Annotated in this window: 22 protein-coding genes; 5 read left to right on the top strand and 17 right to left on the bottom strand. The window is 44.3% G+C overall.

The window, feature by feature from the left end; translation table 11 throughout:
• Window positions 1-361: 361 nt before the first annotated feature.
• Window positions 362-589: a DUF4248 domain-containing protein gene (locus H8S52_RS09730; protein ID WP_005653719.1), complete on the bottom strand. Its 228-nt coding sequence runs from the start codon at window positions 587-589 to the stop codon at window positions 362-364.
• Window positions 590-788: 199 nt separating this feature from the next.
• Between H8S52_RS09730 and H8S52_RS09725 the strand changes: the two genes are divergently transcribed.
• The 3 genes from H8S52_RS09725 to H8S52_RS09715 are packed head-to-tail and all read left to right on the top strand — an operon-like array spanning window position 789 to window position 1,818.
• Window positions 789-1,259 (top strand): hypothetical protein, encoded by a 471-nt coding sequence (locus H8S52_RS09725; protein WP_005653717.1) that lies wholly within the window; start codon window positions 789-791, stop codon window positions 1,257-1,259.
• A gap of 38 nt (window positions 1,260-1,297) precedes the next feature.
• Window positions 1,298-1,405, top strand: a complete 108-nt coding sequence (locus H8S52_RS20160; RefSeq protein ID WP_016662907.1) for a smalltalk protein — start codon at window positions 1,298-1,300, stop codon at window positions 1,403-1,405.
• Window positions 1,402-1,818: an N-acetylmuramoyl-L-alanine amidase gene (locus H8S52_RS09715; protein WP_178605499.1), complete on the top strand. Its 417-nt coding sequence runs from the start codon at window positions 1,402-1,404 to the stop codon at window positions 1,816-1,818. Before H8S52_RS20160 ends, H8S52_RS09715 begins: the two co-directional genes overlap by 4 nt.
• A 182-nt stretch (window positions 1,819-2,000) precedes the next feature.
• On the opposite strand, the gene H8S52_RS09710 is transcribed toward H8S52_RS09715, so the two are convergent.
• From H8S52_RS09710 to lipB, 15 genes are all read right to left on the bottom strand, one after another.
• Window positions 2,001-2,222 carry a hypothetical protein gene (locus H8S52_RS09710; protein WP_117665862.1) on the bottom strand — a complete coding sequence of 74 codons (222 nt, stop codon included), beginning with the start codon at window positions 2,220-2,222 and terminating at the stop codon, window positions 2,001-2,003.
• Between the two features lie 67 nt (window positions 2,223-2,289).
• The gene (locus tag H8S52_RS09705) at window positions 2,290-3,105 is read right to left on the bottom strand and encodes a glycosyltransferase (RefSeq protein WP_118086440.1); all 816 of its coding nucleotides are present in this window, start codon (window positions 3,103-3,105) and stop codon (window positions 2,290-2,292) included.
• A 13-nt stretch (window positions 3,106-3,118) separates the two neighbouring features.
• Window positions 3,119-4,192, bottom strand: coding sequence for a glycosyltransferase family 4 protein (locus tag H8S52_RS09700; protein WP_186909710.1), 1,074 nt, complete (start codon window positions 4,190-4,192; stop codon window positions 3,119-3,121).
• A 29-nt stretch (window positions 4,193-4,221) separates the two neighbouring features.
• On the bottom strand, window positions 4,222-5,319 hold the full coding sequence (locus H8S52_RS09695) for a glycosyltransferase (protein WP_117943299.1): 1,098 nt from the start codon (window positions 5,317-5,319) through the stop codon (window positions 4,222-4,224).
• Entirely contained in the window at window positions 5,312-6,523 is a 1,212-nt protein-coding gene (locus tag H8S52_RS09690) for a hypothetical protein (RefSeq protein WP_117943297.1), read from the bottom strand. The genes H8S52_RS09695 and H8S52_RS09690 overlap by 8 nt, the downstream gene beginning before the upstream one ends.
• 2 nt (window positions 6,524-6,525) lie before the next feature.
• A complete protein-coding gene (locus H8S52_RS09685; protein ID WP_118086442.1) occupies window positions 6,526-7,536 on the bottom strand; it encodes a glycosyltransferase in 1,011 nt (336 codons plus the stop codon).
• Between the two features lie 5 nt (window positions 7,537-7,541).
• On the bottom strand, window positions 7,542-8,246 hold the full coding sequence (locus tag H8S52_RS09680; RefSeq protein WP_118086443.1) for a LicD family protein: 705 nt from the start codon (window positions 8,244-8,246) through the stop codon (window positions 7,542-7,544).
• A gap of 51 nt (window positions 8,247-8,297) precedes the next feature.
• A complete protein-coding gene (locus H8S52_RS09675) occupies window positions 8,298-9,728 on the bottom strand; it encodes a lipopolysaccharide biosynthesis protein (RefSeq protein ID WP_117943295.1) in 1,431 nt (476 codons plus the stop codon).
• 67 nt (window positions 9,729-9,795) lie between these two features.
• Window positions 9,796-11,604, bottom strand: coding sequence for an aminotransferase class I/II-fold pyridoxal phosphate-dependent enzyme (locus H8S52_RS09670; protein WP_186909709.1), 1,809 nt, complete (start codon window positions 11,602-11,604; stop codon window positions 9,796-9,798).
• A gap of 215 nt (window positions 11,605-11,819) precedes the next feature.
• Window positions 11,820-12,116, bottom strand: a complete 297-nt coding sequence (locus H8S52_RS09665) for a type II toxin-antitoxin system RelE/ParE family toxin (protein WP_117902421.1) — start codon at window positions 12,114-12,116, stop codon at window positions 11,820-11,822.
• Window positions 12,104-12,361 carry a hypothetical protein gene (locus H8S52_RS09660; RefSeq protein WP_186909708.1) on the bottom strand — a complete coding sequence of 86 codons (258 nt, stop codon included), beginning with the start codon at window positions 12,359-12,361 and terminating at the stop codon, window positions 12,104-12,106. The genes H8S52_RS09665 and H8S52_RS09660 overlap by 13 nt, the downstream gene beginning before the upstream one ends.
• Window positions 12,362-12,425: 64 nt before the next feature.
• Window positions 12,426-13,517 carry an MraY family glycosyltransferase gene (locus tag H8S52_RS09655; RefSeq protein WP_186909707.1) on the bottom strand — a complete coding sequence of 364 codons (1,092 nt, stop codon included), beginning with the start codon at window positions 13,515-13,517 and terminating at the stop codon, window positions 12,426-12,428.
• 91 nt (window positions 13,518-13,608) lie between these two features.
• Window positions 13,609-14,085, bottom strand: a complete 477-nt coding sequence (locus H8S52_RS09650) for a UpxZ family transcription anti-terminator antagonist (protein ID WP_005653675.1) — start codon at window positions 14,083-14,085, stop codon at window positions 13,609-13,611.
• A gap of 38 nt (window positions 14,086-14,123) precedes the next feature.
• Entirely contained in the window at window positions 14,124-14,723 is a 600-nt protein-coding gene (locus H8S52_RS09645; RefSeq protein ID WP_225982403.1) for a UpxY family transcription antiterminator, read from the bottom strand.
• A 317-nt stretch (window positions 14,724-15,040) separates the two neighbouring features.
• Window positions 15,041-15,709: a lipoyl(octanoyl) transferase LipB gene (lipB, locus tag H8S52_RS09640; protein WP_005653663.1), complete on the bottom strand. Its 669-nt coding sequence runs from the start codon at window positions 15,707-15,709 to the stop codon at window positions 15,041-15,043.
• Between the two features lie 242 nt (window positions 15,710-15,951).
• Here lipB and H8S52_RS09635 point away from each other — a divergent pair, with 242 nt between their 5' ends.
• Window positions 15,952-17,127: a glycerate kinase gene (locus H8S52_RS09635; protein WP_186909706.1), complete on the top strand. Its 1,176-nt coding sequence runs from the start codon at window positions 15,952-15,954 to the stop codon at window positions 17,125-17,127.
• A 44-nt stretch (window positions 17,128-17,171) separates the two neighbouring features.
• Window positions 17,172-18,005, top strand: a complete 834-nt coding sequence (locus tag H8S52_RS09630) for a helix-turn-helix domain-containing protein (RefSeq protein ID WP_117740092.1) — start codon at window positions 17,172-17,174, stop codon at window positions 18,003-18,005.
• A gap of 4 nt (window positions 18,006-18,009) precedes the next feature.
• Here H8S52_RS09630 and H8S52_RS09625 read toward each other — a convergent pair whose 3' ends face one another.
• Complete coding sequence (locus H8S52_RS09625; protein WP_186909705.1) at window positions 18,010-19,674, bottom strand: HAD-IC family P-type ATPase; 1,665 nt, start codon at window positions 19,672-19,674, stop codon at window positions 18,010-18,012.
• Window positions 19,675-19,906: the final 232 nt, after the last annotated feature.

Here is a 19,906-nt window from a genome sequence, read left to right as displayed (position 1 = left end):
AGAAGAACAGAAGAGTGGAAAAGGGAGGGGTTTCGGGTAAGAAGGGATTTCGGTCGAGAAAGGACTTCGGGTGGGAAGGACGGACGGTGAGGTGATGTTGCCGGAAACGGTCGGTAACGTTACTGAAGATGAAAAAGGATGAGAGGTTGCTTCACGTTTTCCTGGGGGCTACTCCGGCAAGGTAGAGTAGAACTTTAGCGTTGCAGAGTAGAACTTTGGCGGCGTAAAGTAGAACTTTAGCAGCGTGGAGTAGAACTTTGGCAACGCAAAGCATCCTTGAGTGGCCAGAGGGGGATTCGGGCTATGAAAAGCGGTCTTTTCGGTTGTAGATGCGGGTGGTATGTGTCGGGCTGCCGGGGTGTCAGTTCTCGCCCGGTTCTCCCAATGCCCCTACAATCAGTCCTACCTGAGCGGGCGTGTATGTCCGCGACTTGGGCGAAAGCCCTAAGGCAAGCAGTTCTTCCCGCAGGTTCGGATAGAGGTCTATCCATTGGTTCAGTTTACGGAAAGCCGCTTGCGGGCACAACTCCGGACAGTAAAGCTGTGCAAGTTCCGTGCGTCCGAATGTGCGTATTTTAAAATTCGTCATAATCCCTGATTCTTTGGTTCTTACAGAGCAAAGATACGGAAATATCTCCACACTTCCGCATCTATATCCGTATATAACAACCTACAACAGACCATAACGTACCGAAAGTGACAAACCCTCTTCCCGCGCATCGTATCTTCGTAACGTGATCACAAAGAGAGTCGAAAACAAGAATTAAAAACCCAAAAACTTAAAGATTATGATTCGTTACAAGAAGTATCAAATGACCGGTGAAAACCACCCCCTGAAAGGCTTATGGTATGCCCGTCCCCTGATTGAGGACACGTTCGACACCGAGAAGCTCGCCAAGCACATGTCAAACCACAACACGCCCTACTCGGCCGGCTTAATCAAAGGCGTGCTTACCGACATGATAGCCTGCACCAAAGAGCTTATCCTGGACGGCAAGAACGTGAAACTGGACGACCTCGCCATTTTCTCCGTAGGCATCGTCAGCCGTAAAGGCGCTGCCTCTGCCGACGCCTTCACCCTGGCGGACAACGTAAAGGGCCTGAAGCTCCGCGCCCGCGCCACGGGTGAGCTGAGCAATGCCCAAATCAACCTGGAAGGCCAGCTGAAAGAAGCGTCCAAGTACAGCCCTGACAACAGCGGCGCGGGTGGCAGCACCCCCGGCGGCGGCAACGGCGAAGAGGAGAATCCGTTAGGATAACAAAAGCAACAGATTATCAACATTAACACCTGAAGAACATGAGCACAAAATCAAAATCCGTATGGGGCATTGTCCTCAAAACCATCGTAGCAGTAGCCACTGCCCTGGCAGGGGTATTCGGTTTCAGTTCCTGCATAGGCCGATGAGAATCATCACGCTTGCCATCATTCATTGCTCGGCCACGCCCCAGGGCGTGCGCCTGAGCTTTGACGACTGCCGCCGCGAGCACATCCGCCGCGGCTTCAGCGACATCGGCTACCACTTCTACATCACACGCAACGGAGAGATTCACCGCGGCCGCCCGCTGGAGAAAATCGGCGCCCATTGCCAAAACCACAACCGGCACTCCATAGGCATCTGCTACGAAGGCGGCCTGGACATCCGCGGCACACCCGCCGACACCCGCACACCGGCACAGCGGGCATCGTTAGTGGCACTGCTGCGCGAACTGAAACGGATTTTTCCGAAAATTCTGGTAGTGGGGCATCATGACCTGAATCCGATGAAGGAATGCCCTTGCTTTAATGCGGTGGCGGAATATGGGGGCTGCCCAAACTGAAATGAGTGCTCCAAAAAGATTGTAGCTATAACAAGATGAAAGGGTCGTATCAAACTCCGTTTTGGGGAGTGATGATACGACCCTTTCTTGAATATTTTTGAGTCTATTTCAGCCTTTCCTGAGGTTTCCAGGATATTCTAATTTCAAGTTTAAAATTTATCCCCCACTTATCTCCTCAAAAACTACTTCCATCCCATTCTCCCGGCCAACAAACCATACACTTCCCCGTTCGGAATCATCTGCCCCTTTTCACGGGCCGTTTGCGTATATTTTATGGCGTCCACAAGAATATCATCATCCAAATAGCCTGCATCTTCCGCCACCGTAGAGTATTTCATTGCCATTGGTTCGGCTACATAATCTTCCGATACTTCTTGTTTTTTATAGGATTTCGCTTCACTCATGGCTCTGTGTATTTTTCGCAAAGATACGGTTATTACTCAGATAAACAAGCCTATACGTTTTTCTTTTCTATTTCTTTTGCGACAAAGCATCCAGACATTCTTTGTTTCTCAGTATTCTCTTTTTATCAAATACCCATCCCCACTTATTAAAATATTTAATTACAGAGCAGAGGTGATATTTAAGTAATTTACGATTCTTGTATGAGCCTTTTTCATATTCATGGTATACAGCCACCATAGGATAGAACATTGTTTTAGACACCTCTCCTATTCTGCGGCACAAATCCAAGTCCTCCGCATACATAAAAAAGCGCTCATCAAAACCATTTACCTTTTTCAGGACATCGACTCTCATAAACATAAAGCAACCGGATAATGAAGGTACTTCCATTACTTTATCATATCCCGTAAAATGCAATTCATATCTATCCGCACTTTTTTCCTGATATTTCCTTATAGGAATAAAACGCCTTCCAAACAAGTCCATAGGAGTAGGCAGCAATTTACACAGGTATTGGATGCTGCCATCGGGATAAAGAATCCGGGGCATCACTAAACCGCAATCGGAGTTTAAATCCATAAAATGTGACAAAGCCTCTATAACGGAATCATTCCAGTAAATATCCGGATTCAACACCGCATGATAAGTCGCTCCCTTTTCCACAGCCTTTCTTATGCCTATGTTATGCCCGCTTCCATACCCAAGGTTTTCACTATGTATATATACTATTTTCTCCGACACATCTTTCAACTCCCGCAAACTGTCATTAGAAGAGTTGTCTATGATATAAAGAATTTCAATGGCAGAACGAACAGCGCAATTAATAACACGAAGCAGTTCGTGTGCCGCTGTATGATAAACGACAATAGATGCAGTAATCATAAATAGAATTTTGTTATTTTTTCTCAACAGATGCAGAGCCTGTATTCAGCACCCTGTTATACAAAGCCATATAGTTTTCGGCCATTTTTCCACGTACCAGATAATGCAAATAGTAAGCATACACTTTCTCCGAAAGGACATCCGCCCGCTTGTCTGCACAGACAAGCGCATCGCATAACGAATCAATATTGCCTAACCGGAAAAAGCAGGAACACTCTTCCGGAATGATGCTCTTGAACACTGGTATATCCGAACATACAACCGGCAATTTGGCAGCAGCAGCCTCAATGAAAGCCAACGGATATCCTTCCGTGTGGCTGCACAAGGCATACACATCGAAATATTTCATATACCGCCCGCCTTCTTTTCTGTTTCCGAGCCATAAACACCGTCCGTCCACCCCATTTTGCCGTGCCTGCTGCTGCAACTCACTCAGGTGCGGACCGTCTCCTACCAGTATCAGTGCATATCGGGGCAGTTTCTTCAAGGCATCGATTAATTGCGCATATCCTTTTCTTTTGGTTATATAAGCCACTCCTCCGATTATCCGATACTTCTGCTTCAGGTTCATTATGGCTTGCCTGTCGCTGTCTTCTATATCAGTATCGCAATTAACGTCACGTCCATTGTAAATAACCTCGACATTGCACAAGCCACATTTCTGATAGTATGCCTTATGATACTCGCTGAGAGTTACCAAAACATCAAACCGCCGCAGAAAAAGCAGCCAAGTATGAATGACGAAAGAGGCCTTTGCCGCCGGAAAATCAAACGGCATCTGCTCTGCAATATGTTGATGCAAGGTTGTGATAAATTTAGTACGGCATTTTCTCAGTATCGGCTTATGGAAAAAAACATAAGCATCCGAACGGTACATGTGCGAGTGTACAATATCAAAGGCATTCCAATCAATCGGTCTCCAAAATGAAATCCGCTTTGAGGGACAGGGCAATTCCACTTCCACAATATCATCAAAATAAAAAACGGAACACTCATGTCCCATTTTCTTATATTCAATACATAAATCTCTTGCAACCAATATCGGACCTTTATTGGCAAGAGAAGGGAGAATCATGGCTATCTTCATGAAAAATAAAACCTTTATAACACTGATAATCAAATGAAAATATCTTTCATTTCCTTGGCTGTATATTCTATACTAAAATGAGCTTTTTCTATTTCTTCCTTATGAGTTCTACGTTCATAGGGCAATAGCTGTAAAATATAATCAGCCCAAGAATCCGCCCCCGACTGTAATGGTAAAAAATGAAGTAATTCTGTTTTTTTTGCTTCTTCCGGCACACCGTCCGAAGCAATACATAGCAAACCGGCACATTGGGCTTCAATAGAAACCAATGATAATCCCTCATGCAAAGAAGGAATTAATAAAACATCTGCCCCCTGAAGGAGAAAATTCACGTCGTTTCTAAACCCTAAAAAAGAAACATTATCCGATAAAGATAACACTTTGCACTTATGCTCCAACTCACTTCTTAAATCGCCCTCTCCTACAACCAGTAAATGCACATTGCTACATTTATTATGTATTTTATTAAAAACATCAAGAGCAAATGACTGATTTTTTACTTCGCACAAACGGCCCATAAGCAAAAAAACTATCTTGGAACCAAGATTTAATTCTGCACGGCACTTCATTCTGTCTGCATCAGCATATCCGAATTTATCAGCATCAATGCCATTATTTATTATTTTAATATCATTTCTTTTATCTCCATACATCCAGATAGCTGCTTGTTTAGAGCAGGCGCATAAACAAGAAGCAGCTTTTAAATATTTTTTCTGACAATAATAATGTAGCATGAGAATCAGAAAGTCTTTCAATCCACCCTGTTTTTCAAAAGCGACAGTGTGAGAATGAATTACAATAGGAGCAGTGGAATATTTATGGAGTACTTTAAAAAGAGTAATGTTACTCAAACTGGAAAGATTTAACCAAACATAATCGAAGTTTTCGTGCTTTAAGAACTCCGACATTTCCTTTCTGAAATTAAAAGGATTCTTTCCCCATGCCGTCATACTTACAATGCAAATATTACTCGAATGGAATTTATCACTATACGAACATTCTCCTTTTGGTAGAATTATCGTAAAGTTATAGTAATCAGGCATTCTATTGATTATTGACAATACGATGCTCTCTACACCTCCAAAAATATTGGAGAGTCCATAAACCAATATTCTCTTCTTACTCATAAGTATCAGATTCTACAGTTTGCCCATTCTTAACCCAATGAAACAGTAATCCGTACAACAAAATCAAAAACAAGTTTACATCGGCAAGTCCTTTAAAATTCAGGACCAAAACATATAAAAATATTATAAAAAGAAGTCTTTTAAATAATGGGGAAGAATAAGTTGCAAGTGTCTTTTTTATAATCATGTAAGGATAAATAAAAAAACACAAAGCCACCGGTATTCCACCATAAAACAGCAATCGTAAATATCCCACATCAGTTTCCATATAATAATGGTCTTTCAAATTGAAAAGGCCATCACCTATCAAATAGGTCTTTAAAGATGTGGGATATACATACATCTCCTTAAGTCTATCGGTAGAAGCAGAACTCAAGCCGGCATCAGAACCATAGTTAATAAACATTTCAAACGCCCACATTACGACTTTCGCATCTAAATACAAGAAAATAAAAGATACTCCCGATAATAAAATCAAGCACACCAAAAGCATCCATCGCATTTTCCTCTTTATCCAATAAGGGTTCTTCCACTTCCAGGCTAATAAATAGAAAAGACTGAACAAAAAGCCTATTAACGTAGTACGGGCTATCAATATACCTATTACTAATATAAACACGTACAAGATAGTAAAGCACCATAGCCTACGGACCCTTTTATTGAGAAAGAGATAAGTCATCAATATAAGGGCTAATCCATTGATAATTCCGGCTCCAAAAAAGTTAGAGCCCCAGCCCTGAAGCCTCATCCCATAAGTGGAGTCTACCATTTCATCCTCCAACTCGTTTAACCGGATAATGGAATACATGAAATCGTGAAGTGCAGGGAACAAAAACATCAATAAAGCCAATAATGACTGAATCCCCACCACATAAACAAAACACTTTAAAAAATCGGATAAATCAAAGTTTTTCTTTTTTCTGCCAAACACGTAAACCATGGCATGGCTTGCAAAAAAAATAGCAATCTGGGAAAATGCATAAAACACAAAAGTAAAATCAAAAGTCAGATTCAAAATACCCGACCCGACAGAACATAGTGCTACAGGCACCAATCCCCACCATACAGAAAATAATCTCTTATCTATAAATCGCTGGCATATAAATAAAAAGACACCGCCCAACGCATATAATATACGGGTGGACAGAGGCAAACCTATAAAAATAATAGGATAAATATAAAAAAATAATATTAGCAAATTCATTTTCAGCTGTCTGCTTGTAATCGTCTTTTTACATTCTTACAAGTAATCAAAGGAGACTGCAATAAATAAAACAATGCTCGTATCCGTACCCTAAAAGAATTACGTGAAGATTTTACACAACACAGGTAAGCAAGATTTTGATAGAGCAGTGCTGCTTGCTTTAATGAGCAGGTATCAAAAATCTTTTTATCCATATTCTCCATCATAATTTCATCCGTAGCCTTTTTTATAGAAAGCAAGTCTTTTTCCGAAGTTCTCTCATTCCAATTTGATAATAAAAACCTCAAATTATACCAGTAGGCATCTCTACTTAAAAAGAAATCCGGATGTTCTTTTAACAGTTCCGAAAGCTTACCTGACTTTTGGGATGTATGAGTTATTGTTACATTAGTACCATGAATTCTATATTTCAACAATATTTCCGGAATATTTGCCAATCGTTTACTTTTAACTATCCTAATCCAGTATTCAAGGTCTTCAACAGGCATTATATCCTTATATCCTCCGACGGACTGATATACCGTACGGCGAAACATTACCGTAGGATGCGCAAAACAACTGTTGAATAATAACATTACCTTCAAGTCATCATGCAAAAGAGGATAAATGATTTTACCGATATGTTTTCCTTCCGAATCTATCTTTTCACACCATGTTCCGCAGATATCGGTCTCTTTATTTTTCTCCAGATAGTCAACTTGCTTTTCAATCCTTTTGGGCAATGCAATATCATCAGCGTCCATCCGGGCAATGTATTCGCCTGTAGAATATTCAAGACCCCGGTTTAAGCTACTTGCAATCTTCATATTTCTAGAATTATGAAGCACTTTTACTCTGGCATCTCTCGAAGCCAGCTCTTCCAATATTGCTAAGGTACTGTCTGTGGAACAATCATCAATACATATTATTTCCAAGTTGGGATATGACTGATTTATTATAGATTCCACTGATTCGCGCAGATACTTTTCTGCATTATAGCACGGAATAATGACAGAAACCAATTTTTCGTACATGATAGTTATATATTACGATAAATAAAAGCAATGCCTTCTTTCTCTTCCAAAGAGTAATATTTTATATTAGAAGCTTCAGACTCGCTGAAGTTCGGATCCGGCTGCATAAAAGTACTGCCATAATGAGCACTCAAATATTTATCCGTTTCAGCAGGAACATTATACAGATTGTCTTTGAAAAGCATTTGTCTAAATCCCGTATAAGGGAATCTCACCTCGCATACTCCGCATTTATTAGGATAATTAAGCTTGCTGATTCCTATTATAGAAGTAAAAAAATGACCTAATGTACAATTTCCTTCCAATTCATAAAAAAACAAATCAATAGATACTCCTTTGTATGCAAAGCAATACTCAACTCTGCGCTCATCGTTTTTTATCTGGAAACAACGTATTAATTCAAAGCCGTTTTTCAACATGGCTTTTTTGGCAATCTCCGCATCTTTCAGCCACAACCCGATATCCAGATCAAAGTCATGCTTAATGAAATCGTGTTCTCTATATGCCCCAAGTAATGTACCATAATCTAACCAAAATAGCACATTCTCACTATCCAGTGCATTTTTTGCTTTTTGTAAAACTTCATTTCCACAAGATAAAAAACATCTTTTTCTTCTCCGAAAACAAATAGCATCGTACTTCTTCAATATAAATCGTCCCAAACTACCTATCAAAGGAACTTTTCTTAAAAAATAAAAATATTCTATCATCCTTCTATAATATATTTATACAGATTATTCATCTGTTCTTTTTATCCTCCATTATCGTTTTACCATAGATAAAATTTCGTGCAATGCTTCAAAATGCAGCCAATAGGAAATGAACAGATAGCAACTGCTGCCTATTAAAATCCCTGCCAATAATTGCAATGCCGGATGTGTGATAAAGCCAATAGAAATAAAAACTACGCCTCCCATGAACAGTGCAAGCAAAAGAGACGGATAAATATCCTTAACCTGCTCCATAAAGCTCAGCCCTATCAGTGACTTTGTATAATAAGAATTCAAATAAGCAGCAATCAATGAGTATAAGACACGTCCCCAGCACATTCCTTCTATTCCGAAAGGAATGGAGGCAAAGAGTATAAGAGTTGCTATAGTCTTTTTTATGATTTCCATACGTAAAGCCCAATCGGAACGCCCCTTTACATATAAAAGGTTTAAATTTATGATGCTTAAATGATCAAACATCCAATCAAAGCACAGTATTTGAAGTAATACTGCTGCCATCATCCATTTCTCTGTCAATAATAATAAAACAAGTGGCTGGGCCACAGCGGCAAGCCCTACCATTAACGGAAAAATCAGATAGGAAGCTAATTTTATATATTTCCGATAAGCAGATGCCAAACGTACATTATCATCTTGGATATTGCTCAGTATCGGAAAAGTCACACGAGATATTATTGCATTTATATTACTGGAAGGAAGAATAGCAAATTGCTCTGCACGTGTATAGTATCCTAATTCAGCAGATGAATATTTACGACCTATAACCAATGAATATAAATTATAATATAAAGCGTGAATAAGCCTTGAAAATAACAGTTTTGATCCAAAAGAAAAAAGTCTCTGAAACGATTCTTTTGAAAAAACTTTCAATGGACGCCAATTAATATAATAAAAAAACAACAATACAGTCAAGGAAGCATTCAACAAAGACTGAACAACAAGAGCCCACACTCCCAATCCCTTATAGGCCATTGTTATACCTACAATGCCCGAAATAATAGCAGATATTAAAGATATCTTGGACTGACTTTTAAAATCTATCCTTATCGTCAATATCGTTTTAGGAACAGCGGCAAAAGAAGAAAATATCAAATTCAGCATGATAACCCGAGTAACCAATGTTAGTTCGGGCATCCGGTAAAACTGAGCTATATAAGGAGCACCAATAAACAATAAAATATAAAGCAGTACAGATATTATAATATTGAAATAAAAAACAGTTGACAAATCCGTTTCTGTTCTGTCTTTCTTCTGAACCAAAGCATCAGAAAAGCCACTGTCTATAAAAGTTTGCGATATCTGAAGAAAAACAGCAAGCATCCCAATCATCCCATAATCAGAAGGCAAAAGAAGGCGTGCCATCAAAATATTTATGATAAACTGCACTCCCTGCAAAGAGAAACGCTCGATAGCACTCCATAAAACTCCGGAAACAGTTTTACTTTTTAGGCTCTCCGACATAATAAATCAAATCCAATATATTCTTCCCTATAGAAATACTCCATAATACCTATATACTTTCCCTTTCTCAGCAGTCTAATTCTTTCAATCTTGACAACAGCTTATTGTTATCCGCTTCATTGCGAATCGCTATTCGGATGTAATTACCGTTATTAAACGCTTGTTTGGTAGAACAATCTTTTATTAGAATATTTGAACTATACAATAATAAACGAGTCAACGCTGTCGATGAATACTTTGCAATAACCTCACACAAAAAATAATTAGCCTGAGAAGGAATTACCCGAAGAAACGATATAGATGAGAGTTCTTTATAGAAACGAATGCGCTCAGACAGGAAACGTTCGCAAGCTTTTCTATAATCCGACTCGTATTTGCCATAAATCTGCATATAAAACTCTGCAAAAGAATTGATATTCCAAATAGAGACTTCTTTTCTTATTCTGTCTATAACCTGGCGATTGGAAGATGCCAATATTCCCAAACGCAAGCCTGGTACGCCATAAGACTTGGAAATACTCTTCAAAACTATCAAATGCGGATAACTGTCTAAGATACTGTCGAGCAATAAAGAACTATCCAATCCTCCTTCTGCAAAATCAACAAAAGACTCGTCTACAATCAAAGTAATACCTTTATGCCCTGCCCAATCTGCCAATTTCAATACATCATCACGTGAAATAAAGTTGCCGGAAGGGTTGTCCGGATTTATCAGCAATAATGCAGATAGGGACTTATCGGAAAAATAGTTCTGTAAGTCGGAAACAGAATAAGAGAAAGCTGTATTGTCGGGCACATATGAAATAATATGCTGGTTGGGATACCGATTGGGATATTCTTCAAAAGTAGGATATATCACGCCCAAATTCCCTTCCAAAAATTCCATCAACACTTTTATCAACTCAGCAGCTCCGTTGCCTACACATACATAATCCCTGTTTAAATTGAAATATTTGCTTATCAGCAAATTATTAACCGACATACCTGAAGGGTATTCGGTGAGTAAGGTCGCAAAATTAGATTTCATCTCTTCTACCATCCGTTGAGGTGGAAAATAAGGATTGACCAAATAGCAGAAATCCAATAAAGTAGGAAAACGCCAATAACCTCCATAGCGCTTTTGATAAAGCGATAGACCCTCCTCTGCAAAAAGAGTCTCTGCTATATCCAAATCCTGCACATCATCTATTTCATACCACTTTTCTCCTTGTAATGGAAGAGCTTTCAAATCGCATTTGTCAAGTAGGGTTATGACACGCAACACTTGTTCATAATATTCATTATTACCCAATGCTGTAATGTATGCTTCCAAAAACGGAATATAATTGCTGGCAATAAATTTCTTATCAAACTTATAAATATTTACTGTCTTATAATAATAAGCTATATCATTATAATTAAAAGCTTTCTTTGGTACAAAATTTACAATATTATCATCCTCATCCAAACGCACCATTGTTCCGTCCATCCAAGTTTCATATTTGGCTACTAATGCTAAATTCGGATAAGAATTATCTACAATTTTATGAAAAAGAGCATCATCGAATATCAAATCTGATTCTATCAACAAAGTATCGTCTTCTACAAAATACTCTTTCGCCAAATATAATGAATAGATATTATTGGTTTTGTTATATACAGTATTATATACATACTGAATATGCAAATCAGGATAACGGTTTCCAATATATTCGCGTAATTTATCACCTTTATATCCTACCACTATCACTACACGAGATAACTGTAATGATGAAAGCTGAATTAAGAGTCTGTCAATCAGGGTTACGCCATTTACCTTAATCATACATTTTGTATTATCTTTAGTAAGAGCCCCCAAACGCTTGCCCATTCCGGCAGCTAAAATAATTGCTTGCATATTTTTTATATAAGTATAATCTTAGATTGTCTTTGCTGTAAAAGATTTGCGCTTATGGCACCAATAGTGACATAAAACGAAACTTACAAACCAATGTCATTTAACAATAAAATTGAAATAAAAAAACTGATGAAATAAAAAACAAGGACTGTCTTGGCATCTTATTAATGCTTCCGATAGTCCGAAAGGATTCAAATACAAATACAAAGCCGCTATCAATGCTTCATCATCGTAGCATAAATTGTCACAATATAAACTGTTGTTTTTGAAAAGCGATAGACAATGCGATATTTAGGATGAACCAAAATGCTGTAATACTTCGTCTTTACCGTACTGCGTCTCTTCTCCAAAATCCCTATACGGGGAGAGTGAGACAGGAGCATAACCGTTCTTCTGACATCTTCAGAGAAATTCATGGCAGCTTTAGCACCCATATTGCAAGAATACCACGTAGCAATTCTGTCAAACTGACTCTGAGAATGCTTGTGCCACTTTACTTTCAAATTCTCCATTTCGCAAACATGGCAGCTACTTCTTCGTCGGTAGCAAAGCCGCTTGCTTCAGACAATCTGATTTCTTCATCCAACTCTTCTTCGGTGAAACGGCAGGGTATTTCGTCCTCGCTCAGCAACTCCAAGCAACGCTGCAGTTTCTCTTCATCAACAGCAGTGTCAAGAGATTCTATAATCCTATTCTTCAATCCTTGAAGATTAGGAGTGTTATATGCTACCAACGGTTCCGACGCCTCTGTTCTCATGATGTATCTCTATTCTAACGTGTTAACGCAAAGAACGGGATTTTATTCGTAACAAACAAATCTTTTACTTCCTATCTCTCAAATAATCCCACCACAGATTTAATCCTACCCAAATCACAATATCGGCAATCAGCAGCACCGTATTGTTTATGTAAGGAACCAGCAGGATATTGGCCGCACTGAAAGCGCAGGACATGGAGAGCAGGCTCAGCATCGCCCTTCTCGGCGACAGCCCTATCGCCAGCAGTTTATGATGGATATGGTTCTTGTCCGGCTCGAAAGGACTGTGTCCCTCGCGGATGCGGACCAGGACGACACGCACCACATCGAACGCCGGAATAATCATAGTGCTGAAAGCTATGAGAAAGGCGCCTTCGGTGTAAGGCATGATATCCGTGTTGTGCTGGCTGTACTTTATGGCAAGGAAACTGAGGGTATAGCCCAAGGTAAGGCTTCCCGTATCGCCCATGAAAATCTTGCGGGCACGCTCCACACTGCCGAACACGTTGTAATAGAAGAACGGCACAAGCACGCCGAAAGTACCGGCCGAAAGCATGGCATAGCTCCACAGGCCCTTGCTGATGAACAGGAAGGTGAAAACCAGCAATGCCACACTGCTCAAGCCTGAGGCAAGACCGTCGATGCCGTCTATCAGGTTGATGGCGTTGGTGATGAAGACCACCGTAAGCACAGTGAAAGGCATGCCGACATAAGCCGAAAGCTCGTGTATGCCGAACAGGCCGTACAAATCGTTTATCCAAAGTCCCGACAAGGGGAAAAGGCAGGCACAGAAGATTTGGATGGCAAACTTCTGGCGGTAGCGCACGCCGACAAGGTCGTCGGCAATGCCCGTCAGGTAGAGCAGCGTCATGCCGCAGGCAAACAGCAAAAGCTCCGGAAGCAGATAGCTGGCATAGAGCGTGGAAATGCTGTCGCCGTCCAGCAGGCGGAAAGCATAGACAAGGCAGAAAGCAAACAGGGTGGTGGGGAAAAATGATACGCCCCCCAACCGCGGGATAGCTCTCTTATGTATCTTACGGTCATCCGGTATGTCAAAAAGTTTTTTGCGCAGGGATATCAATAGGATACGCGGTATCAGGATACGGGCAATAACAGCCGATATCAGAAAGGTAAGAATAATAAAAATGAAGTTCACGACAATAACTGTTGTTTAGTAATTAGCGGTTGATAGCTGAAAAACATAAACGCTTACTGACAGGGAGAGAGAGGAAAATTGTCAGGCAGAATCAATCTATAATCTCGAAAGGGTATTGATTCTCTTCCATATTCTTCAACTCGCCGATGATTTCCTTCTGCTCCGGCGTCAAAGAAGCCATATCCCAGGTATTGATAATGGAATGGGCCTCAGCGGCAAGCTTTTCTTCGTATACCTCGCCGTAGCAGCAGGTTAGAAGACGCACTTTCAGAAGCGAATCCGGAAGCTTGTCGAGAACATTCAGGCAACGGTCGAGCAGGCGCTGGATATACTGCTGCTTGCGGCCATTGTCGTAGAATGTGGCATTCAGGGCTACGAGAATGGAGAGGCAAAGTTCGGCTTCCTCTTCCGGCGTGTTGCCTTCCAAGGTGTTGTACAAATCAAGCGCTTGCTCGTAAACTTCGCGATTCAGACGGGCAAAGTGATCGCTGTAAATGGGACTGCCGTCCATGCCCAGATTCAAAAGCTCATGGGCACGGACGTACAAAGATGAAACGTGTTCGTTCATTTTTATACAGATAAATAAATTATTGAATTACAAGTGTTTCAGATTACACCTATCGGTTCTATAAGCGAAGAGTGAATAAATGTAGTGGCTACTGCCATGACGCCTTCTATGTTTACCACCACACGGCGGTCGTGGCGCAGACGGACAAATTCGCCCACGGCTCCTTCGAAAACTCCGCCCGTGATGCGTACTTTGGTTCCTTTCACCAGTTTCAGTTCTTCCGGCTCCACGTAGATGACGGCCTCGTCGTACGTGCCTGCAACCAGTATGAAGCTGCGCATCTGCGCATCCGGAATAATAACCGGCTGATGGGTCTCACGGTTCATGATATAGCGTACCGGTATGTTCAGAACCGGATTGTTTTTGATTTCATCGATACGGGAACGGGTGGAACGGAGAAATACCAGGTTGTGTATGGCGGGAACGAGCTTGCGGACGCGGCGTTCGTTCCTTATGACATACTCGTAGCGCATGGGGATGAAATTCTCTATATTTTCCTTGTCGAGATAGTCCTTCAAGGACAATTCGCGGCTGTATGTTACGCGGACGGCATACCAGTGCAACTGGCAATCCTTGTGGGACTGACACACAGGGGCGTGCTGCAAATCTGCTTGATTATTGTCTGACGGACCGGGCATTACAAAATACGGATTGTAAGAGTTTGAGGAAAATACCACCTTGTGAAAAGGACATTCTTTGGGGACACCGGTTCAAGAGCACTCTTTCCGGTCAATTCATGTAATGCAATTATAGTCAATAGTTTAGTCTGCATCCATATTATCCCAAAGCTCCCCACTATCACAGAAAGAGAACGTTGAAACAGTTATGTGATCAATAAGCCTTCGGGAAGCCGCAAACGAATGAAACAGATACATTTCCGGACATTCCCGATTAATGAATGCAAAGATATGGCAGTTTTTTGTATTGGCAAAACATTTGGTGGAAATTCTTCGGTTTACCGCCTGCCTTCAAGCATGCCTTTCAGTTCAAGGCAAAGCCGCTGTTTCACTTCATCTGCCGGCACTTCCCGTCCCAGCTCCTTTTGAAGCGAAGTCACCCCTTTGTCTATGAACCCGCAAGGGTGGATATAGCTGAAATAGCGTAAATCCGTATTGACATTGAGCGCCAGGCCATGCATCGTAACATAGTGGCTGCTGCGCACACCGATAGCGCAGATTTTGCGGGCACGCGGCGAATCTCCGTCCAACCATACGCCGGTGGCTTTCTCCACACGTCCGGCGGTTATCCCATAGGAAGCGCATACGCGGATTACGGCTTCTTCCAGCAGATGCACATATTCTTTCAAGCCCAGAGAGAACTCCTCCAGGTTCAGGATAGGATAGCACACAAGCTGCCCCGGCCCGTGATAAGTGATGTCGCCGCCCCGGTCTATGTGATAGAGCGAAGCGCCTATGGCACGCAACTGCTCTTCGCCCAGCAGCATATTGGTTTCCTTACCGCTGCGTCCCAATGTATATACATGCGGATGCTCGCAGAGTACGATACGGTTCACATACTCCTCTCCTGCCTGCTTGGCATGCACAAGCGCATCGAAACACGCCGTCTGCCTGTCCCACGCCTCGGCGTAGGGAACGGTTTTCCAATCAGATATTTCCAGTTTCATAAGACAAACATACTATTTTACCGCCCAACCGCACATGGTATGATTGGAGCACATGCCCGGAGCTTCATCCGGTCTATGCAAAGATACGAAATCCCGGAATTATACAAGCATCCCGGACGCAGGCTTTTTTCATAATCTGACCATCGTCAAGGCACGAAGATTATTTTTCGGACGAAAGCATGCATTACCTCCCCGTATTTTATAATTTTGTACCACATTATATATAATATACATTGAAGAGCATGAAGAAAATCGTTGTAGCACCGGACTCGTTCAAAGGCTCCCTGACTTCGGCCGAAGTGGCCGATGCCGTGGAAAGAGGAATCAAGGATGTTTTCCCGCAGTGCAATGTTGTTAAAGCCGGTGTGGCGGACGGGGGCGAGGGAACCGTAGAGGCCATTGTCAAAGCGGTGGGAGGAGATATGTACGCAGCCTCCGTTACAGACCCCTTGGGCAGACCGGTAAAGGCAGCCTACGGCATTGTAAGGTCAGGCGGCGTGAAAACCGCCGTTATGGAAATGTCTGCCGCCAGCGGACTGCCGCTCCTGCTTCCCGACGAACTGAACCCGTGGATTACTTCTACGTACGGAACCGGCGAGATGATTTCTGACGCGCTGAACAGGGGATGCCGCAAATTCCTGGTCGGAATAGGCGGCAGCGCCACCAACGATGCGGGCACGGGCATGCTCTCCGCATTGGGAGTGAGATTTCTCGACAGCCGCGGACAAAGGCTGAAAGGCTGCGGCAGGGATTTGGAATCCATTGCCCGGATAGACATGTCGTCTCTGATGCCCGCAGCACGGGAGTCCGAATTTATCGTGGCTTGCGATGTCAACACCCCCTTTTGCGGAGCGGACGGAGCTGCCCGTGTCTTTGCTCCCCAAAAAGGAGCGAACCCTCAAACCGCGGAAGCCCTGGACCGCGGCATGCGTTCCTTTGCCCGGGTGATAGCCGGACAGTTCCAAACCGACATAGTACCCCTGAGCGGAGCCGGTGCAGCCGGCGGATTAGGCGGCGCCTTCAAAGCCTTTTTAAATGCCAGGCTGACCGCAGGGATTGAAATGGTGCTCGACGCCATTGCATTCGACTCGCTTCTCGAAGGAGCAGACCTCGTCATCACGGGCGAGGGACGGATAGACGCCCAGACAGCAGCGGGAAAGACAGCCGCAGGAGTCCTGAGGCATGCCGCACGGAAAGGCATCCCCGTCATCGCCATAGGCGGGTCTGTAGCGATGTGCCGGGAGCTTAAAGAGATGGGATTTATCGGCATATATTCCATCATAAACACTCCGGTGAGCCTTGAACAAGCCATGCGGCAGGAGTGGGCCACTGCCCGCATCCGATGCACGGTAGAGCAAATCCTGACCACCATGAAACATTGCACCGGGACATTGTTGTTTCAAAAAGGCGGAGATTGAAAAATAAAAGTGTAACTTTGCACGGACCAAAAACGACAACGCTTATGGAATTCCCACACGTCGACCTCCCCGTAGACCTGATTGCATGGACAGATGTCACGGAAGACATCCTGAACATCTACAAGCAATCGTGCCGGCTGAAGGCATGTATCTTCGCCTTGTGCACCGAAGGCTCCATCACGGTATCCATCAATCTTATGGATACCGAAATCAAGCAAGGCGACTTCATCATCCTGCTTCCGGGCACCATCATCCAGTTTCACGGGCAGAAGGAGAAAGTGCGCATCTGCTTTGCCGGATTTTCCGAACATTGCCTCAACGGAGTCAACATCATCCAGTCCACCATGAGCTCGTACTCCAAGATTATAGAAGCTCCCGTGATACCGCTCAACGAAACCGTCGCTTCCTATTTCCGGGATTACTTCGCATTGCTTGCCCGCATATCCACCGGACCGTACATGCCCAAGACGCGAATGGCGCAGAACGTGCTGGACACCCTGCTTTATGGTGTCAACGAGCTATACAGCAGCCGTCCCGACTCCCAAAACAGGATTAAAAGCCGGAAAGAGGAAATCTGCCGTGAGTTCATACAACTGGTCATCGAGAACTACACCACCGAACGCCGCGCGCAGTTCTATGCCGCGAAACTGGGCATATCGCTGCAACACCTCAGCACCACCATCAAACAGGTGACCGGGAAGAATGTGCTGGACCTCATTGCGCATGTCGTCATCATCGACATAAAAGCCAAGCTGAAATCCACGGACATGACCATCCAGGAGATAGCCTATTCGCTGAACTTCCCCAGCGCCTCGTTCTTCGGCAAGTATTTCAAGCGGCATTTGGGAATGAGTCCGCTGGAATACAGAAACAGCTAACCCCCTACCCCTTCACCGGCATGATGCAGGAGAGCGCTATGACCGTTACAGCCAGCATGGGCGTCAACAGTATTCCGTACACCGGATAGAGAATGCCCGCAGCTACCAGCACGCCTGCCAGATGAAAGGCCGTTGTCCGGAAAAAGTTACGGCGCATCAGCCGGAGCGTATGGCGGGACAGGCCGAAGAGCCGGGGGAGCGACTGCAAATCGGCGGATTTCATCACTATCATAGCCTTGTCCGTCAGCCCATCACCGGCACTTGCACCCGCGGCAATACTTACATCGGCGGCAGCCAGCGCCTGTGCGTCGTTGACGCCGTCGCCCACCATAACCACCTTCTTCCCCTGCAAGCGGAGTTCGCAGATAAAGGCCTCCTTATCCTCCGGCTGGGCGTCGGACATGTAACGGATGATGCCCAGCTTCCCCGCTATGGCCGAAGCGGTACGCTCACCGTCGCCCGTCAGCATACAGATGTCCAGCCCCTGCCCCCTCAGCTCTTTGACTACACCGGAAGCGGTCGCTTTCAGCCTGTCCTTGACGGCTATTATGGCAAGCAACTCATCCTCACGCCCGAAGTAAACGATGCTGTTTCCCTCCGATTCATACTCCACCAGCATATCTCCCAGCACATCGGAAAGATAAGCCCGATAATCTTTCAGCAGCTTATGGCTGCCCACCCAATATTCCGTACCGTTGCAGAGGGATTTCACCCCCTTGCCTTTCAGCACCCCGCAGCCGTCCAGCGGTGCGGGAGTTATGCGTTCTTCGCGCAGGGCGGCGGTAATGGCTGCTGCCAGCGGGTCGGGCGAGTTCATTTCCGTGGCCAGCAATATCCGCTTGAAATCCTCTTCCTGATACTGCGCCCACAGCCAGGCGGTGACCGTAGGCTGCCCCTCGGTCAGCGTGCCGGTCTTGTCAAAGACCACTACATCGGCCTTGTCCAGACGCTCCAGCGCCAGGGAGTCCTTTATCCGGATGTGCATATCGGCAGCCCGGCCTATGCCGCGCGTCAGGGCAAGCGGAGCGACCAGCCCCAGCGCACACGGGCAGGCGACGATAAAAACGGAAACGACCGCATAGAACGCATGCGGCACAGCGGTCATACCGCCCCAGAATATCCAGATAAAAAACACGGCAACCGCCGTTCCCGCCAGGACGGGAAAGAAAATCCGGGCTATGCGGTCTGCACCGTGCCGCTCTTCGGGCAGGAAGCGGAACACCTTGCCGGTGAGCCCCACCGCTACAACCAGCACCGCCACTTCGTAGTAGACATACGGGTGAAGCCCCACCCTGAGCCAATAGTCCGGGAAGAACGTGTTGAACAGACTGAAAAGGAAAGCAACGGAAGCGCCGAAGGCAATCAGCGTATCCAGCCCAATGCGCCCCGCACAAAGCTGCTTCCGGGCGGCCGCATAGAAAGCGTTTCCCGGAAACAGCAGCACAAGGGCAGCCAGCGACATCTGTATTTCGTTGACATAGGGCACCTCACCGCCGAAGACGGAAAGCAGCGACAGCAATACGGCAAGCGCCCACGCGGCGGCAGCCTTCATCTTCAGGCAGCGGTACCGGCTGTTCCGTTCTTCCATCTCACGGTGTTCCATATTACCGGCATGTTCCGCGCCGTGCAGTTTCTGCGCAGAACATACGTTCTTCAATATATTGTTCATTCTATATAAACTTTAGGGGGTTGTTACTCTGAACTTAGTAAACAACCGGAACGGAGCGTTTGTTCAATTCCTCCTTCCCCTCCGGCCTGCACGCAAGCTGTGGCGCGTATTGCGGAGCGGGAATATCCGTCTTGTGAGGCGCACGGGCGGGGATTGCCGGAGATAGGAAGTTTTAACCGCCTGCCGGGATTATTTTTTTCCTTTTTATGCGTGGAGTTCACTAATAAGTTCT

The organism is Bacteroides sp. NSJ-48, assembly GCF_014287405.1.
Taxonomy (GTDB): Bacteria; Bacteroidota; Bacteroidia; order Bacteroidales; family Bacteroidaceae; genus Bacteroides; species Bacteroides stercoris.
This window is presented reverse-complemented; position numbering and strand designations above follow the sequence as displayed.

Excerpts from the sequence above, each read along its gene's own strand:
- H8S52_RS09730 (WP_005653719.1), bottom strand. The coding sequence starts at position 589 with ATGACGAATTTTAAAATACGCACATTCGGACGCACGGAACTTGCACAG.
- H8S52_RS09725 (WP_005653717.1), top strand. The coding sequence starts at position 789 with ATGATTCGTTACAAGAAGTATCAAATGACCGGTGAAAACCACCCCCTG.
- H8S52_RS20160 (WP_016662907.1), top strand. The coding sequence starts at position 1,298 with ATGAGCACAAAATCAAAATCCGTATGGGGCATTGTCCTCAAAACCATC.
- H8S52_RS09715 (WP_178605499.1), top strand. The coding sequence starts at position 1,402 with ATGAGAATCATCACGCTTGCCATCATTCATTGCTCGGCCACGCCCCAG.
- H8S52_RS09710 (WP_117665862.1), bottom strand. The coding sequence starts at position 2,222 with ATGAGTGAAGCGAAATCCTATAAAAAACAAGAAGTATCGGAAGATTAT.
- H8S52_RS09705 (WP_118086440.1), bottom strand. The coding sequence starts at position 3,105 with ATGATTACTGCATCTATTGTCGTTTATCATACAGCGGCACACGAACTG.
- H8S52_RS09700 (WP_186909710.1), bottom strand. The coding sequence starts at position 4,192 with ATGAAGATAGCCATGATTCTCCCTTCTCTTGCCAATAAAGGTCCGATA.
- H8S52_RS09695 (WP_117943299.1), bottom strand. The coding sequence starts at position 5,319 with ATGAGTAAGAAGAGAATATTGGTTTATGGACTCTCCAATATTTTTGGA.
- H8S52_RS09690 (WP_117943297.1), bottom strand. The coding sequence starts at position 6,523 with ATGAATTTGCTAATATTATTTTTTTATATTTATCCTATTATTTTTATA.
- H8S52_RS09685 (WP_118086442.1), bottom strand. The coding sequence starts at position 7,536 with ATGTACGAAAAATTGGTTTCTGTCATTATTCCGTGCTATAATGCAGAA.
- H8S52_RS09680 (WP_118086443.1), bottom strand. The coding sequence starts at position 8,246 with ATGATAGAATATTTTTATTTTTTAAGAAAAGTTCCTTTGATAGGTAGT.
- H8S52_RS09675 (WP_117943295.1), bottom strand. The coding sequence starts at position 9,728 with ATGTCGGAGAGCCTAAAAAGTAAAACTGTTTCCGGAGTTTTATGGAGT.
- H8S52_RS09670 (WP_186909709.1), bottom strand. The coding sequence starts at position 11,604 with ATGCAAGCAATTATTTTAGCTGCCGGAATGGGCAAGCGTTTGGGGGCT.
- H8S52_RS09665 (WP_117902421.1), bottom strand. The coding sequence starts at position 12,116 with ATGGAGAATTTGAAAGTAAAGTGGCACAAGCATTCTCAGAGTCAGTTT.
- H8S52_RS09660 (WP_186909708.1), bottom strand. The coding sequence starts at position 12,361 with ATGAGAACAGAGGCGTCGGAACCGTTGGTAGCATATAACACTCCTAAT.
- H8S52_RS09650 (WP_005653675.1), bottom strand. The coding sequence starts at position 14,085 with ATGAACGAACACGTTTCATCTTTGTACGTCCGTGCCCATGAGCTTTTG.
- H8S52_RS09645 (WP_225982403.1), bottom strand. The coding sequence starts at position 14,723 with ATGCCCGGTCCGTCAGACAATAATCAAGCAGATTTGCAGCACGCCCCT.
- lipB (WP_005653663.1), bottom strand. The coding sequence starts at position 15,709 with ATGAAACTGGAAATATCTGATTGGAAAACCGTTCCCTACGCCGAGGCG.
- H8S52_RS09635 (WP_186909706.1), top strand. The coding sequence starts at position 15,952 with ATGAAGAAAATCGTTGTAGCACCGGACTCGTTCAAAGGCTCCCTGACT.
- H8S52_RS09630 (WP_117740092.1), top strand. The coding sequence starts at position 17,172 with ATGGAATTCCCACACGTCGACCTCCCCGTAGACCTGATTGCATGGACA.
- H8S52_RS09625 (WP_186909705.1), bottom strand. The coding sequence starts at position 19,674 with ATGAACAATATATTGAAGAACGTATGTTCTGCGCAGAAACTGCACGGC.